General features: G+C 67.9%; 18 protein-coding genes. 8 read left to right on the top strand and 10 right to left on the bottom strand.

Translation table 11 applies throughout. The features are described 5' to 3' along the window. Positions 1-27: 27 nt before the first annotated feature. The 5 genes from pdeM to argB all read right to left on the bottom strand — a co-directional run bounded on the left by pdeM (position 28) and on the right by argB (position 4,152). A complete protein-coding gene (gene pdeM / locus EV670_RS13695) occupies positions 28-732 on the bottom strand; it encodes a ligase-associated DNA damage response endonuclease PdeM (RefSeq protein WP_130433046.1) in 705 nt (234 codons plus the stop codon). A gap of 32 nt (positions 733-764) precedes the next feature. Continuing rightward, positions 765-1,469, bottom strand: coding sequence for a nucleoid occlusion factor SlmA (gene slmA / locus EV670_RS13690; protein ID WP_130433044.1), 705 nt, complete (start codon positions 1,467-1,469; stop codon positions 765-767). After that, positions 1,462-2,163, bottom strand: a complete 702-nt coding sequence (locus tag EV670_RS13685) for a pyrimidine 5'-nucleotidase (RefSeq protein WP_130433042.1) — start codon at positions 2,161-2,163, stop codon at positions 1,462-1,464. Before EV670_RS13685 ends, slmA begins: the two co-directional genes overlap by 8 nt. Then, complete coding sequence (locus EV670_RS13680) at positions 2,160-2,828, bottom strand: Dph6-related ATP pyrophosphatase (protein WP_130433040.1); 669 nt, start codon at positions 2,826-2,828, stop codon at positions 2,160-2,162. The genes EV670_RS13685 and EV670_RS13680 overlap by 4 nt, the downstream gene beginning before the upstream one ends. 418 nt (positions 2,829-3,246) lie before the next feature. Then, entirely contained in the window at positions 3,247-4,152 is a 906-nt protein-coding gene (gene argB, locus EV670_RS13670) for an acetylglutamate kinase (RefSeq protein ID WP_130433036.1), read from the bottom strand. 95 nt (positions 4,153-4,247) lie between these two features. Here argB and EV670_RS13665 point away from each other — a divergent pair, with 95 nt between their 5' ends. The 6 genes from EV670_RS13665 to dmeF all read left to right on the top strand — a co-directional run bounded on the left by EV670_RS13665 (position 4,248) and on the right by dmeF (position 7,466). Further along, positions 4,248-4,589 carry a hypothetical protein gene (locus tag EV670_RS13665; RefSeq protein ID WP_130433034.1) on the top strand — a complete coding sequence of 114 codons (342 nt, stop codon included), beginning with the start codon at positions 4,248-4,250 and terminating at the stop codon, positions 4,587-4,589. Positions 4,590-4,757: 168 nt separating this feature from the next. Beyond that, entirely contained in the window at positions 4,758-5,045 is a 288-nt protein-coding gene (locus tag EV670_RS13660) for a copper-binding protein (protein WP_130433780.1), read from the top strand. Between the two features lie 32 nt (positions 5,046-5,077). Further along, on the top strand, positions 5,078-5,704 hold the full coding sequence (locus tag EV670_RS13655; protein ID WP_242616972.1) for a hypothetical protein: 627 nt from the start codon (positions 5,078-5,080) through the stop codon (positions 5,702-5,704). A gap of 10 nt (positions 5,705-5,714) precedes the next feature. Continuing rightward, on the top strand, positions 5,715-6,044 hold the full coding sequence (locus tag EV670_RS13650; RefSeq protein ID WP_130433032.1) for a heavy-metal-associated domain-containing protein: 330 nt from the start codon (positions 5,715-5,717) through the stop codon (positions 6,042-6,044). Then, the gene (locus EV670_RS13645) at positions 6,041-6,457 is read left to right on the top strand and encodes a hypothetical protein (RefSeq protein WP_242616971.1); all 417 of its coding nucleotides are present in this window, start codon (positions 6,041-6,043) and stop codon (positions 6,455-6,457) included. Before EV670_RS13650 ends, EV670_RS13645 begins: the two co-directional genes overlap by 4 nt. A 10-nt stretch (positions 6,458-6,467) precedes the next feature. Further along, positions 6,468-7,466 carry a CDF family Co(II)/Ni(II) efflux transporter DmeF gene (gene dmeF, locus EV670_RS13640; protein ID WP_130433030.1) on the top strand — a complete coding sequence of 333 codons (999 nt, stop codon included), beginning with the start codon at positions 6,468-6,470 and terminating at the stop codon, positions 7,464-7,466. Positions 7,467-7,565: 99 nt separating this feature from the next. On the opposite strand, the gene EV670_RS13635 is transcribed toward dmeF, so the two are convergent. Then, on the bottom strand, positions 7,566-9,584 hold the full coding sequence (locus EV670_RS13635; RefSeq protein ID WP_130433028.1) for an SDR family oxidoreductase: 2,019 nt from the start codon (positions 9,582-9,584) through the stop codon (positions 7,566-7,568). 567 nt (positions 9,585-10,151) lie between these two features. Between EV670_RS13635 and EV670_RS13630 the strand changes: the two genes are divergently transcribed. Then, positions 10,152-10,748, top strand: coding sequence for a phasin family protein (locus EV670_RS13630; protein WP_130433026.1), 597 nt, complete (start codon positions 10,152-10,154; stop codon positions 10,746-10,748). Positions 10,749-10,894: 146 nt separating this feature from the next. Beyond that, positions 10,895-12,151: a patatin-like phospholipase family protein gene (locus tag EV670_RS13625; RefSeq protein ID WP_130433024.1), complete on the top strand. Its 1,257-nt coding sequence runs from the start codon at positions 10,895-10,897 to the stop codon at positions 12,149-12,151. 24 nt (positions 12,152-12,175) lie between these two features. On the opposite strand, the gene EV670_RS18695 is transcribed toward EV670_RS13625, so the two are convergent. The 4 genes from EV670_RS18695 to EV670_RS13610 all read right to left on the bottom strand — a co-directional run bounded on the left by EV670_RS18695 (position 12,176) and on the right by EV670_RS13610 (position 15,281). Next, entirely contained in the window at positions 12,176-12,352 is a 177-nt protein-coding gene (locus tag EV670_RS18695) for a hypothetical protein (RefSeq protein ID WP_165393325.1), read from the bottom strand. A gap of 107 nt (positions 12,353-12,459) precedes the next feature. Further along, positions 12,460-13,212, bottom strand: a complete 753-nt coding sequence (locus EV670_RS13620) for a porin family protein (RefSeq protein ID WP_165393324.1) — start codon at positions 13,210-13,212, stop codon at positions 12,460-12,462. 94 nt (positions 13,213-13,306) lie between these two features. After that, positions 13,307-13,669, bottom strand: a complete 363-nt coding sequence (locus EV670_RS13615; protein WP_130433020.1) for a DUF1622 domain-containing protein — start codon at positions 13,667-13,669, stop codon at positions 13,307-13,309. 97 nt (positions 13,670-13,766) lie between these two features. Next, positions 13,767-15,281 (bottom strand): arylsulfatase, encoded by a 1,515-nt coding sequence (locus EV670_RS13610; protein WP_130433018.1) that lies wholly within the window; start codon positions 15,279-15,281, stop codon positions 13,767-13,769. Positions 15,282-15,383 lie beyond the last annotated feature (102 nt).

Raw genomic sequence — 15,383 nt, 5'->3', positions numbered from 1 at the left:
TAGGCGCGCTGCTATCGCTACGGCCGCTCAGACCAGCGGCCGCACCGCGTCGGCCCCGATCGCGTAGACCCGGTCTCCGGCCCGTCGTTCGACCGCGTGCATCCCGGTAAAGGCGCCAAAGGCCGGTAGCACGCCGACCGCCTGCTCGTCCTCGGTCTCGTCGCCGAACCAGAAACAGGGCAGCCGCAGCCGGTCGCCGGCGCGGCCGCCGAGCCAGACGCAGGGATGCAGATGACCGGCCAGCACGTAGCGTCCGGCCACCGGCCGCGGGTGATGCGCCAGCGCGAGCGCGTCGCCGACCGGCCAGGGTTCGTCGACCACCTCGATGCCGAGCGCGGCCGGCGGGTCGCCGGCATGCGCGTCGTGGTTGCCGCGCACCAGCCGCACGCCGAGCCCGGAATGGCGCGTGCGCCAGCGCTGCAGCGCCGTCAACGTGGCCGCCGAGGACTGCACGTGAGCCGAATGCAAAAAATCGCCCAGCAGCACCAGTTCCTGCGCGCCGCTGGCGTCGACCAGCGCCGACAGCCGGGCCAGCGTGTCCTCGGTGGTTCCGGCCGGCACCGGCACGCCGAGCGCGCGAAAGGCCTGGGCCTTGCCGACGTGCACATCGGCCGCCAGCAGCAGGCCGTGCTCGGGCAGCAGGATCACGCGCTCGGGCCAGAGCTCGAGCAGCTCGCCCGCCAGCCGCAGCCGCACGCGCTGCGTGGGACGGGAGATGGCGGTGGTATGCATGGGCTCGGGCGGCGATGCGCCGCCGCGAGCGGTCAGCCCAGCAGTTGGCGCAGGGCCGACTCCAGATGCTCGCTCGGCAGGCGCTTGAAGTCGCTGCGAGCGTAGCGCTGCAGGCGGCCGATTGCAAAGCTGGTCAGCACCGAGGCCTGAACGTTGGCATCGACCGTCGGCGTGCTCGAGCCGGCCTGCTCGGCCGCCGTGCGCAGGCCCTGGCGGAACTGCGACTCGAGGCGGTCGAAGAACTGGTTCATGCGCGCGTTGAGGCGGCCGTTCTCGAAGACCAGCGCGTCGCCGACCATCACCCGCACCATGCCCGGGTTCTTCTCGCCGAACTGCAGCAGCACGGCGAGCATGCGCGCCACGGCCTCGCGCTCGTTCTGCTGCTCGCGCTCGGCGATCTGGTTGACCAGCGTGAACACGCTCTGCTCGATGAACTCGATGAGCCCCTCGAACATCTGCGCCTTGCTGGCGAAATGGCGGTAGAGCGCGGCCTCGCTGACCTCGAGCTTGGCCGCCAGCGCGGCCGTCGTGATGCGGTCGGCGCCCGGTTGCTCGAGCATCGACGCCAGCGTCTGCAGGATCTGGATGCGACGCTCGCCGGGTTTAGGCCGCTTGCGACCGGGCGTGCTGACGCCCTCGTCGGCGACGGTTGTTGCCGTGGGCAGTGCCTCGGGGGCGTCGGTCGGGGGAAGGTTCGCAGGCGCCGAGTCGGGGCCGTGGATGGGCTGGTCAGGCATGCCGGCGCAGGGTTCGCAACTGTTGAAGCGAATTGATTCTTGCACACACATAAAAGGGTTTTCGATGCAAGCGCGTGCCTACTTCGGGGCCGTGTGAATTGCTTCGCAGGTAGCGTTGCATCCATACCGAATCAAGGCCGATCCGCATTGCGGCGCGCTGATGCGCCAGGGTGTCTTCGACCAGCAATGCGCGCGCGGCGGGCACTTTCAGCCGCGCCAGCACCCGCCTGAGCATGCGCGCGTCGGGCTTGGGGCGGAGTGCGCCGAACATGCGCATGTCCTCGATGCTGATCAGGCCGTCGAAATGGCGGCTCAGCCCCAGCGCATCGAGCACCCGCCGCGCGTAGGCGGCTGGCGCGTTGGTCAGCACGAACTTGCGGCCGGGCAGGCGGGCCAGCGCGGCGCGGTCATGGGCGTTGCCGCGCAGGCGCGCCTCCAGTTCCGGCAGGCGGTGGGTGTGCTCCAGAAAGTGTTCCGCCCGCACGCCATGGTGACGCTCCAGCCCGAGCAGCGTGGCGCCGTAGCGGCGCCAGTAGTGGCGACGCAGGTGGTCGGCCTGCGCGGCATCGACCGCCAGCTCGCGCTCGATGTAGGCGTTCATCGACGCGTCGAGCAGGCCGAAGGCGGCGTGCGAGGCGTCGTGCAGGGTGTTGTCGAGGTCGAAGAGCCAGACCGTTCTTGACGACGGGCTCATGCGAGTTCGGCCATGAAGTGATGGCCGGTGGCCGGTGTCGAGGAGCGCAGCTCGTGCACCCGCAGCAGCCGGTGCGGCACCGGCCGGGCAAAACGAGGGCCGTCGAAGACGAAAGTGTGGAACTCGCCGTTCTCGCCACAGGCATCGACGCCGGGCGGCAGGTCGGCGATGAAGGCGGCGTCGAATTCGCGGCCACAGAAGGATGCGTCGAGGTAACGCGCATCGACGCAGACCACGCGCGAGCGGTAGCCCAGTGCTAGCAGCTCATCCACCAGCGCCCGCCGCGGTTGCTGCCACAGTGGCAACAGGGCTTCGAGGCCAGCGCCGGCGCAGACCTTCTCTTCCCAGTCGCGATGCGGCTGCAGGTCGATGTCGCCGAACACGCCGTGTGTGAGGCCCTCGGCCGCGAAGGTGCGCAACTGCTGCGTGAATACCGCCTCGTAGTCGCTCCAGCCGGCGCGGCCCTCGACCAGCGGGATGCCGAGCGACTGCGCCTGCGCGCGCATCAGCGCCGGCGGCACGCCGTGGGAGCGCGAGCGGGCACCGCTCTCGTCGAACATCGTCAGCAGCGCCTCGACCCGCACGCCGGCGTCGAGCGAGCGATGCAGCGCCAGCATCGAGTCCTTGCCGCCGCTCCAGGAGCAGAACGCGCGTGGGCCGGTCATCGATGAAGATGAAGCCAAGCCGCTCACGAGCGCTCGCCGCCTGTCGCCGGCTTGAGCGGTGAGTCAGACCTCATTCGGCCAACCTGCCTCAATGCGCTCACGGACGATTCCGGTCGCAAAGAAGCCCGCGTCCCAAAGCTCAAACTCGACTCCCGGTCTCACCGCTGAGTCGTACAGCTCCGGCCAAAGGACCACACATCGAACGAATGTCGAGTCCCCCGCTTTGAACGTGCCTGCCTCGTCAACCCACATCCCAACGGTATTCAGGCCGTCCACTCCGACCATCTGCATTGGCAATCGCCGGTGCAGCGACTCATCGAACATGAACCACTGGCGACGATCTGGCCCATGCTCTCGGAAGTGAAACTGCAACTCTGCAGTGAACTGCGGGGTCGGCACCATGACTCTTCGGCGCGGCTCAATGCGACCGAATCATCGTCCCATACGCCTGGTCGCTCAGGATCTCCAGCAACATCGCATGCGGCACCCGCCCGTCGATGATGTGGACCGCGTTGACGCCGCTCTTGGCCGCGTCCAGTGCACCGGCGATCTTCGGCAGCATGCCGCCGCTGATGGTGCCGTCGGCGAACAGCTCGTCGATCTCGCGCGCGCTCAGGTTGGTCAGCAGTTTTCCTTGCTTGTCGAGCACGCCCGGCGTGTTGGTCAGCAGCATCAGCTTCTCGGCCTTGAGCACCGTTGCGAGCTTGCTGGCGACCAGGTCGGCGTTGATGTTGTAGCTCTCGTTGTGCTCGCCAAAGCCGATCGGGCTGATGACCGGGATGAACCGGTCGTCCTGCAGCGCCTTGACCACGCTCGGGTCGATCGCGGTGATCTCGCCGACCTGGCCGACGTCGTGCTCCTTGCTCGGGTCGTCCTTGTCGGTCATCTTGAGCTTGCGCGCGCGGATCAGGCCGCCGTCGCGCCCGGTCAGGCCCACCGCCTTGCCGCCGGCGGCGTTGATCAGCCCGACGATGTCCTGCTGCACCTCGCCGCCGAGCACCCACTCGACCACTTCCATGGTTTCCTCGTCGGTCACGCGCATGCCCTGGATGAAGGTGCCCTTCTTGCCCAGGCGGGTCAGGGCCTCGTCGATCTGCGGCCCGCCGCCGTGGACGACGATCGGGTTCATGCCGACCAGCTTGAGCAGCACGATGTCTTCGGCAAAGTCGGCCTGCAGCGCCGGGTCGGTCATCGCATTGCCGCCGTACTTGATGACCAGCGTCTTGCCGTGAAAGCGCCGGATGTAGGGCAGCGCCTGGGCCAGGATCTCGGCCTGGTCGCGGGCCGAGATGTGGGACAGGTCGTGTGTGGTCGTCTCGGTCATGGCGCGGCCTTCGGCGTGGAACTTGTGCGCGATTGTAGGAACGCAGCATGACCCTGCGCTGTCGCCGCACCGACCCGCGCACTACACTGATTCTCATGACCCGTCGCTGGACCGTCCTCGTCGTCTGGATCGCGCTGGCGCTGCTGCCGATGCGCGGCTTCGCGCATGCGGTGATGCTCGGCACCGGCGCGGTCGGGGCGAGTTCGGTCACGCAGATCGCCGAGACGGTGCTGCCGCCCTGCCATGTCGCGGCCACCGACGCTCAACCCGCCTCCGCCGGCTGCCAGATGTGCGACCTGTGCCACGGCGTGACGGCACCGGCCAGCGCGCCAGCGGCAGTGGCCGAGCCGCAGCCGCAGGCACCGCCGCAGTCCGATTCCTCGCTCGATGCCGGCCGCCAGCAGCCGGATGGACCCTTCCGCCCACCTCGCGCCTGACTCCACCCCTGCCCGACCCGTGCGCCACCGGCGCCGGGTGAGCCATGACCGCCGCGACCCGTCGCGCCGGTCGTCCGCAGATCGGAGTCATGATGATTGCTGCACCACCGCCGCGAGCGGGATCGCCGGCCTGCCTGCCGGCACCAGTTGCACGGAGTTCAAGCCCCGATGATGAAGCACCGCATCCTTCGAGTCCTCGTCCTGGCTGGCGCCACGTTGGCGCTGCCGGCCCTGGCCCAGACCACCGACGGCGAGGTGCGCAAGGTCGACAAGACCCAGCAGCGGATCACGCTCGCTCACGGCGAGATCAAGAGCCTCGACCTGCCGGCGATGACCATGGCCTACCGCGTCAAGGATCCGGCCCTGCTCGACGGGATTCAGCCCGGCGACAAGGTGAAGTTCAGTGCCGAGAAGATCAACGGCCAGTTCACGCTGACCGCAATCCGCAAGCCCTAGGCGGGCACCGCCGCCGCGGCTTCGCGCTGGCGGTGACCGTCACCGCGGCGGCGCTGGCGTCGCTGCCGGTCCGCGCCGGCCCGATGGGCTTCGAGGGCAGCCAGATGGCGATGGGCGACTTCGGTCCCAACTGGCGCGAGGCCTGGGTCAACCATGCCTTCACGCCGCGCGACGCGCTCGGCATCGGCGGGCTCTACATGCGCTCCGACGACGAGACGCGCACCCGCACTGCGGCCGAGCTGAACTACACCCGGCTGCTGGCGCGCTGGAACCTGCCGCACGCGCAGGCCAACGCCTGGCTGGTGCTGGGCGCGGGTGGCATTCGCGGCAACGACTTCGAGGGCACGCGGGCGCTGATCGCGCCCGGCATTCAGCTCGACTACGAGACCACGCGGGTCTATGTCTCCAGCTTCGTGCGCCTGTACCGGGCCGAGCACCTGAACCACGACTACGCGGCGGTGCGCGGCGGCTTCTCGTTCTTTGAAGCCGAGTACGAAGAGACGCAACCGTGGTTGATCGTCGAGGCGCGGCGCATGCGCAACCTGTCGGACGAGACCGAGATCACGCCGATGCTGCGGCTGATCAACAAGAACTACTTCGTCGAGGCGGGCATCAATCTGCACAAGCAGGCCCGCTTCAATTTCATGTACATCTTCTAGGAGTTCCACCATGAAGCAACTCAGCCCCATCGTCTTCGCCCTGCTGACCGCCACCAGTGCCGTGCAGGCTGCCACCACCACCAAGCTCACCGTCAACGGCATGGTCTGCGCCTTCTGCGCGCAGGGCATCGAGAAGAAGATCGGCGCGATGCCGCAGACGCAGGCGGTCTACGTCAACCTCGGCCAGAAGATCGTCGCGGTCGAGGCCAAGGCCGGCCAGACCCTCGACGCCGAACAGCTGCGCGCCACCGTCAAGGACGCCGGCTACGAGGTGGTCAAGGTCGAGACGGTCGAGCAGAGCGTCGAGCAGGTGCGCCGCGCGATGAAGGACCAGAAGTGAGCGGCCTTTCGGTCGTGCCGACGACCGACGACGGCAGCCAGGCCCGCCGCGGCGGCTTCGCGGCCGCCGCGGCGGCGCTACTGACCAGCTCGGCGACGCTGGTCTGCTGTGCGCTGCCGGCAATGCTGGTGGCGCTCGGCGCCGGTGCGGTGCTGTCCTCGCTGGTGGCCGCGGTGCCGCAGCTGGTCTGGCTCAGCGAGCACAAGGCGGCGGTGTTCGGCATCGCCGCGGCAATGCTGGCGCTGGCCGGCGTGCTGCAGTGGCGCGCGCGCAGTGCGCCATGCCCGATCGACCCGGCGCTGCGCGACGCCTGCCTGCGCATCCGCAAGCTCTCGGCGCGGGTCTACCTCGCGTCGGTCGCGCTGTTTCTGGGCGGCGGCTGGTTCGCTTTCATTCAACCCGCGCTGGCGTAAATTGCAATCGATGAGCACACCTCACAGCCACGACCTCAGCCGCTGGCAGCATCGCCACGACTACGCGCCCGACCGCAGCCGCAGCGAACGCCGCACCCGCTGGGTCGTCGCGCTGACGCTCGTGATGATGGTGGCCGAGATCGCCGCCGGCTGGTGGTCGAACTCGATGGCGCTGCTGGCCGACGGCTGGCACATGGGCACCCACGCGGTGGCCATCGGCGTCACGGCACTGAGCTACGCGCTGGCGCGGCGCTGGGCCGGCGATGCTCGCTTCAGCCTCGGCACCGGCAAGATCGAGGTGCTCGGCGCCTACACCAGCGCGCTGCTGCTGGTGGTGGTGGCGCTGGCGGTCGGCGTCGAGTCGGTGCTGCGCCTCTACGAGCCGCGACCGATCGGCGTCAACGAGGCGCTGGCGGTGGCCGTCGTCGGCCTGATCGTCAACCTGGTCTGCGCGCGGCTGCTGCATCACGGCGACCATGGCCACGATCATGGACATGCCCATGATCACGCGGGGCATGAGCATGAGCACGATCACGCCCCCGCGCACAAGCACCACGAGCATCACGCCGACCACGACCTCAACCTGCGCGCCGCCTACCTGCACGTGGTGGCCGACGCCGCGACCTCGGTGCTGGCGATCGGCGCGCTGCTGGCCGCCAAGTGGTTCGGCTGGCTGTGGGCCGACGCCCTGGTCGGCCTGCTCGGCGCCGCGCTGATCCTGCACTGGGCGCGCGGCCTGCTGGCGCAGAGCGCGACGATCCTGCTCGACCGCGAGATGGACCATCCGCTCGCGGCACAGGTGCGCGAACGCATCGAGGCCGACGGCGACACCCGCGTCGCCGACCTTCACCTCACGCGCGTCGGCGGCGACCGCTTCGCGCTGCAGCTGACGCTGGTCGCCGAGCGGCCGGCCGATGCCGATGCCTACCGTGCGCGGCTGGCCGACCTGCCCTCACTCGCGCATGCCGGCATCGAGGTACATCGCTGCCCCACGTGCAATGAAAGATGAACGATGAACAATGAAGCGACGCACTCCGCGGCTTCGTTCATCCTTCATCGTTCATTGGCGCCTGAGGCGTCTTCATGCGACGCCGCAGGCGAGCGCTCATCAGAAATGAATCCCGCGCATCATCTGCTGCAGCGCGATCGCCTCGGCTGAGAGCTTGGGCTTGTCGCCCTTCTCGCCCTTGGCGGCGTCGCTGTCGGGGAACATGCGGAAGCTGGTGTTCATCGCGATCTGCGCCACCCGCGGCGCCAGCGCGTGCAGCACCTCGCCCGTGATGCCCAGGCGCGTGGCAACGCGCACCGGCTTGTAGACGCAGGCCTGCGCGATCATGTCGGCCGCCTCCTCGGGCGAGAGCGTCGGCACGTTGTTGTAGAGCTTGGTCGGCGCGATCATCGGCGTGCGCACCAGCGGCATGTTGATGGTCGTGAAGCTGATCCCCACGTCGGCGTACTCGCTGCTGGCGCAGCGGGTCCAGGCATCGAGCGCGGCCTTGCTGGCCACGTAGGCGGAAAAGCGCGGCGCGTTGGTCAGCACGCCGATCGAGCTGATGTTGACCACGTGACCCTTCTTCTTCTTCGCCATGCCCGGCAGCAGGCCCATCGTCACGCGCAGGCAGCCGAAGTAGTTGAGCTGCATCGTGCGCTCGAAATCGTGGAAGCGGTCGTAGCTGTTCTCGATCGCGCGCCGGATCGAGCGGCCGGCGTTGTTGATCAGGAAGTCGACGCCGCCGAACTCTTCGTTCAAGGTCTTCACGAACTCGGCACAGCCGGCCTCGTCGGCAATGTCGACCGAGAAGCTGTGCACCTTGGGCTCGCTGCCGCCGGCGGCCTTCACGAAGGCCTTGATCTCCTTCACGGCCTCCGCCAGCTTGTCCTCGCCGCGCGCGCAGATGATCGTGGTCGCGCCGGCCTCGGCGAACTTGCAGGCCGCCGCCAGGCCGATGCCCGAGCTGCCGCCGGTGACCAGCACCACCTTGCCGCCAACCGTGCCCTTGAGCGAGCGGTCGATGAAGAGGTCGGGGTCGAGATGGCGCTCCCAGTAGTCCCACAGCCGCCAGGCGTAGTCCTTGAGGTTGGGGCAGGCGATGCCGCTGCCCTTGAGCGCGGCCACGGTCTCGCGGCAGTCGAAGCGGGTCGGGTAGTTGACGAAGGTCAGCATGTCCTCGGGCAGGCCGAGGTCCTTGAGCACCGCGTTGCGCACCCGGCGCACCGGTGCCAGCGCCATCAGGCTCTTCTTGACGCCGCGCGGGATGAAACCGAACAGCGCCGCGTTGACGAACAGGTTCATCTTCGGCGCATGCGCGGCCTTGCTGAAGATGTCGAGCACGTCGCCGACGCGGTAGCCGACCGGATCGACCAGGTGGAAGCAGCGGCCGGCCACCTTGTCCAGGTGGCTCAGGTAGTCGAGCGCGGCGACGACGAAGTCGACCGGCACGATGTTGACCCGCCCGCCCTCGATGCCGACCGAGGGCATCCACGGCGGCAGCAGCTGGCGCATGCGCTGGATCAGCTTGAAGAAGTAGTAGGGGCCGTCGATCTTGTCCATCTCGCCGGTGCTCGAGTCGCCGACCACCAGCGCCGGGCGGTACACCGTCCACGGCACCTTGCACTCCTTGCGCACGATCTTCTCGCTCTCGTGCTTGGTCATGAAGTACGGGTGCTCGAGGTTCTCTGCCTCCTCGAACATGTCCTCGCGGAACACGCCCTCGTAGAGGCCGGCCGCGGCGATCGAGCTCACGTGATGGAAGTGCCCGGCGTCGATCGCCTTTGCGAACTCCACCGCGTTGCGCGTGCCTTCGATGTTGACCTCGACCTGCGTGTCGGCGGCGGCGCCGAGGTCGTAGATCGCGGCCAGGTGATAGACCGCGTCGATCCGGCCCTTCAGCGCCTTGATCGTCTCGCCTGCCACGCCGAGCTTCTTGCCGGTGAGGTCGCCCGTGACCGCCACCACGCGCGCCCTGGCGGCCGCACTTTGCAGCTCCCAGTACGCCAGCAGATCGGGCAGCTTGGCCTCGCTGCCGGCACGCATCAGCACGTGCACCGTGCTGCCCTTGCGGGCCAGCAGCGCCTTGACCAGGCGCTTGCCGATGAAGCCGGTGGCACCGGTGACGAAGTAATGCATGGAGGACTCCTCGTGGTTCTTTGACGTGGCCGGCGGCGCACCGCGATCACTGTGCCATTCTTTGCCAGCGATCCGCGACGGCGGTGCTCCACAGCTCGCGGCTGGCTCCGGATTTACCCGAGCCAAGGGCACGCCGGGCCCTTGGCGGGCTAGCAGGCTGTTGAAGTACCCGCAGGGGTCGCGTTCGCGAGAGAAAGGGCCGGATGCCAGGCGGACTGCGAAGGTCGACCCCGAGGGTCGACAGCCGAGCAGGCCAACGACGCAGCGGGCCCTTTATCTCGCGAACCCTTCGGGGCGGGGCTCTGCGGGCGATCGGCGGCGTTGCAGCCCTTGCGAGGGCGTCGAGCCCTCGCTGCGGCCTGCGCCTTGCCGCTCATCCCGCAGAGACCCGCCGCGGCCTCTGGGGGTATTTCAACAGCCTGCTAGAGATCACTGCCTAGCGCGCCGCTGCGCTTTAGGCAGCCCGCTCCACAAGCTTGGTCCTAAAGTGAACTGCGAGGCGTCACCACTGCGTGCAGGAGCAGACGGCGCTGCTTGCTCTCAACTTCATCACAAGGGACAACCATCATGGTCAAGAAGCTCAAGAACATCGCCACCAAGAAGGCTGCCGGCGGCAGCGGCATGGGCCAGCTGCTCGACAGCCAACTCGCCACCACCGTGCGCGACTCGGCCCAGCAGATCTGGCTGGCCGGCCTCGGCGCGTTTGCCAAGGCCCAGGGCGAAGGCGGCAAGGTCTTCGAGACCCTGGTCAAGGAAGGCGTCTCGATCCAGCGCAAGACGCAGGCCGTGGCCGAAGAGAAGATCGGCGAAGTCGCCAGCAGGATGAGCAACCTGGCCGGCGACGTGCAGACCAAGGCCGGCCACTCGTGGGACAAGCTCGAGACCATCTTCGAGGAGCGCGTCGCCAAGGCCCTGGCCAAGCTCGGCGTGCCGTCGAGCAAGGAAATCGAGACCCTGATCGGCCGCATCGACAAGCTCTCGGCCCAGGTTGCCAAGCTCGGCGGCGCCAAGGCCGCGCCGGTCAAGCGTGCCGCCCCGGTCGCCAAGAAGGCTGCCGCCGCGCCGAAGAAGGCTGTCGCCAAGAAGGCCCCGGTCGCCAAGAAGGCTGCCGCGCCGCGCCGCAAGGCTGCCGCCAAGGTGGCCGCACCCGCGACCGCCGCCTGAGTCCGAACCCGGCTCAGACCGGATCGTGCAAGGGGCGCCTCGGCGCCCCTTTCTCATGGGCGCACGACAAACCGCGCGGGTAAGTCCGCAGCGCCGCTAGAGGCACCACCCGCGAGGCCTGCAAGGTGCCCGCATAGACTCGATTCATGGCTTCTGCTTCCGTCTCCACGCTGCCGCGTTCCACTCGAAACACACGCTCTTCGCCGCCGCGCATCGGCCTCGCGCTCGCCGGCGGCGGCCCGCTCGGCGCGATCTGGGAAATCGGCGCGCTGTGCGCGCTCGAGGACTCGATTCCCGGCCTGCGCCTGACCGAGGCCTGCGCCTTCGTCGGCGTCTCGGCCGGCGGCTTCGTCGCGGCCGGTCTGGCCAACGGCATCGGCCCGCGCGAGCTGTGCCGCTCCTTCATCGAGAACGAAGGCCCGCCCGGCGACGTCTTCGACCCGGCGATCCTGATGCGCCCGGCCTGGGGCGAGATCATCAGTCGCGTCTCCAAGCTGCCGGCGCTGGCCGCCATCGCCGCGCTCGACTACTCGCTCGGCATCGCCTCGCGCTCGCAGGTACTCGACCGCCTCGGCCGCGGCGTGCCGACCGGGCTGTTCTCGAACACCACCGTGCACGAGCATCTGTCGCGGGTGTTCTCGGCACCCGGGCGCAGCAACGACTTTCGCGCGCTCGACCGGCGCCTCGTGCTGGTGGCGGTCGACCTCGACAGCGGCGAGGCGCGCCCCTTCGGCATGCCCGGCCATGACGAGGTGCCGATCTCGCTGGCGGTGCAGGCCAGCGCCGCGCTGCCGGGCCTGTTCCCGCCGCTCGAGATCGACGGCCGCTGCTACGTGGACGGCGCGCTGCGCAAGACCCTGCACGCCTCGGTGATCCTCGACGAGGGCCTGGACCTGCTGCTGTGCCTGAACCCGCTGGTGCCCTACGACGGCCGCGTCAGCGAGCAGGCCGGCGTCGAGCTCGAACTCGGCGAGGCACCGATCCGGCGCCTCGTCGATGGCGGCCTGCCGCAGGTGCTGAGCCAGACCTTCCGCTCGATGATCCGCTCGCGCATGGAACTCGGCCTGGGCCGCTACGGCAAGCAGTACCCCGACACCGACATCGTGCTGTTCGAGCCCGATCCGGGCGACGCCAGCATCTTCTTCAGCAACCCCTTCAGCTACTCGCAGCGCAAGCGCATGGCCGAGCACGCGTATCAGGCCACGCGGGCGCAGCTGCGCCGCCGCCAGGCCACGCTCGGCGCGACGCTCGCGGTCCACGGACTGCGACTCGACGAGGCGGTTCTGAACGATCCCTTGCAGCGCCTGCTCGACACCCGCGCCGCGCCGCGCGGGCGCGCGCAAGTCGCGCTGCGCAGGCTCGATGCGGTGCTCGACGAACTCGATACGCGGCTGGCGGCGTAGTCGTCCTCGGCCCCGCGGCCTGGCTCAGAACCCGTACGACACGAACAGGCGGCCTTCCCAGGTGTCGAGGCCGTTCTGCCCGATGCTCAGGTAGCCGAGGCTCGCCTCGACGATCAGCGAGCGCGCCACCAAGCTGCGCAGCCCGAGACGCAGGCTGCCGCTCCACGGTGAGGTGTCGGCCAGCGTCAGCTGGCTGGTCATGATCTGCCCGTCGTTCGGACGATCGAACGCGTACGTCTCGCCGCGCGTTCCGGCGCCCGAAACTAGCTTTGGTTAAGGTGCCGCCTCGACCTGCCACGGGCGCGACGTCACCAGCGGAACCCGACCGCCAGATAGAAGCCGGCGTTGGCCATGTCGTACTGGAAGTCGTGGCGGTCATAGTCGGCCGATATGTAGCGGTAGCCGAACTTGCCGACGATGTCGGGCCTGAAGGCGTAGCGCACCCCAGCCATCGCCTGCAGCGCCAGATCGGACCCCACCCCGAAGCCGCCCACATCGGCATAGCCCACCAGCGACCAGCGATCATCCAGCGCATGCTGGACCCGCACGCCGATGAAGGGATCGATCCAGTCGTTATTCCTCACCAGGCGCCTGTCGGCCACGACGGGCACCGAGGCCGCGATGTCGATGTCCCATTTCACCGAGGTGTAGCGCAAGCCGCCGAACAGGTCGACCGGGGTGCCGCCCTCGACCAGGCGGTAGCTGCCGGCCAGCGAATACATCTGCTGCGTGAGATTGGCATTGGCGCCCAGCGTGACGAATCCCAGGGGGCCCGAAACGGCACCCTCGTCATTGACCTTGAAATAGACGCCGTCAGCAGTCAGGCCCCAGCGGCCCTTGCGGGCCTCGAACTCGCCCATCAGCGCGAACTCGAGGATCTTGAAGATGTCCGAGAAGCTTTGCTCCACCGCGAGACCCGCTTCGGGCCTGTTGTTGACGCGCACCGTGCCGTCCATGCCGGCGGCCCAGAGATAGGGCGTCAGCTCGAATTGCCACCGATCGCTGCCGACATCCTGCGCGTGACCGGGCATCTGCAGCGCGGCCAGTACGATGCTTGCCACCAGCCCGGCACCGGCCTTGCGGCAAGAGGGCAATCGTCGTGCCGATGAATGGCTGGCGAACATCAGCGTAGCTCCGGTCTGCCGGCGTCGACGCTCAGTGCGAACGCTCCGCCTGCGGTTGTTGCAACTCGCTCTTCTCGCGCATCTCGCGATCGAGGAAGTAGCTCAGGAAGGTGCGGATCGCGGCAATTGCGGCCAACTGCCCGACCTCATGCCAGGTCGGTCCGAACGAGGTGTTGACCACGTCGGCAGCGAGCTGGAAGGTCAGGCCGGCGACCAGCCAGCGCGCGAAGTTCAGCCAGACGGCGCGCCGATCCCGGTCCGGGTTCTCGGACCGAATGCCGATCCGCACCAGCCCGAACACCGCCTCGACGGCGCCAATCGCGATGACCGCGATCGCGATCACCTCGATGGCGAGTGCGACATAGTGGGCGATCTCGTGCAGCATGGATTCCATTCGACGCCCTCGTTGCAGTGCTCAGTCGCAATGCCGCGCCGATGGTTCCTTGCGGAACCATCGGCGCGCTCGATGCCCGCGGTTGCTTCGGCAGACTTCAGTGACCTCCGCCGCCCGCGGCCTCGGTCATCTTCTCCAGGACCTGATCGAGACTGAAGCTCGACGCCTTCTGCCGCGGCGGGAACTCCTTGAAGGTTTCGAGGAACTCCGCGACGATGGCCTGCGCCGGCACGCACATATAGATATGCCGGAAATGCCAGTCGAAGTAGGTGTTTGACGTGATCTGTGCGCGCTCGTACGGGTCCGTCCGCAGGTTGAAGATGTATGGCGCGCGGAGCACCACCCACGGCTCTAACCAGACCTGCAGCGTGCCCCGGACACGCTGCTCCATGAACATCAACTTCCAGTTGTCGTAGCGCAGCGCGGCGACGTCGCCTTCGTCGGTGAAGTAGATGAAGCCAGGCCGCGGGCTCTTCTTCTCCCTGCCGGTCAGGTAGGGCACCAGGTTGTAGCCGTCGAGGTGGACCTTGTAGGTCTTCTTGCCGATCTTGTGGCCCTTCTTCAGCTTTCCCTTGATGTCGGGCTCACCGGCGATTGCAAGGATGGTGGGGAACCAGTCGAGGTGGCTGACGATCTCGTTCGACTCCGTTCCGGCCTTGATCTTGCCGGGGAAGCGGACCATGCAGGGGATGCGGTACGCGCCCTCCCAGCTCGAGTTCTTCTCGTTGCGGAATGGGGTCGTGCCGGCATCCGGCCAGGTGTTCATGTGCGGCCCGTTGTCGGTGCTGTACTTGACGAAGGTGTTGTCGGCAATGCCGAGTTCGTCCAGCAAGTCGAGCATTTCGCCAATGCACTTGTCGTGGTCGATCATCACGTCGTGGTACTCGGACTGCCAGCGGCCGGACTGGCCAAGGCTTTCCGGCTTGACGTGAGTCCACGCGTGCATGTGCGAGGTGTTGAACCAGACGAAGAAGGGCTCGCCGGCCTTGTGGGCGGCCTTGATGAACTTCTTGGCCGCGGCCATGAATTCGTCGTCGCAGGTCTCCATGCGCTTCTTGGTCAGCGGGCCGGTGTTCTCGATCTTCTGGCCGCCCTTGCCGTCGGCCCAGCAATGCAGCACACCGCGCGGGCCGAACTTCTTCTTGAAGTCGGGGAAGTCCTTCTTGCTCGGGTAGTCCACGTGCTCGGGTTCTTCCTCGGCGTTCAGGTGGTAGAGGTTGCCGAAGAACTCATCGAAGCCGTGCATCGTCGGCAGGTGCTCGTCGCGGTCGCCGAGGTGGTTCTTGCCGAACTGGCCGGTGCGGTAGCCGAGCGGCTTGAGCGCCTCGGCGATGGTGATGTCCTCGGCCTTGAGGCCCAGTTCCGCGCCGGGCAGGCCGACCTTGGTCAAGCCGGTGCGCAGGCCGCATTGCCCCGTGATGAACGAGGCGCGGCCGGCGGTGCAACTCTGCTCGGCGTACGCGTCGGTGAAGACCATCCCCTCGTTCGCAATGCGATCGATGTTGGGCGTCCTGTAGCCCATCATCCCCTTGGTGTAGCAGCTGAGGTTCGACTGACCGATGTCGTCGCCCCACATCACCAAGATGTTCGGCTGTTTGTCCTTCTTTGCCATGACTACTCCTGTTAGGTTGAACAGTCCCGCGCAATGCGGCGAACACGATTGCCTCTGCTACGACGACTCACAGCCACCGAGGCGGCGACGGCTGATCTGCCT

Origin of the sequence: Rivibacter subsaxonicus (assembly GCF_004217215.1) — a bacterium.
GTDB lineage: Bacteria > Pseudomonadota > Gammaproteobacteria > Burkholderiales > Burkholderiaceae_C > Rivibacter > Rivibacter subsaxonicus.
This window is presented reverse-complemented; position numbering and strand designations above follow the sequence as displayed.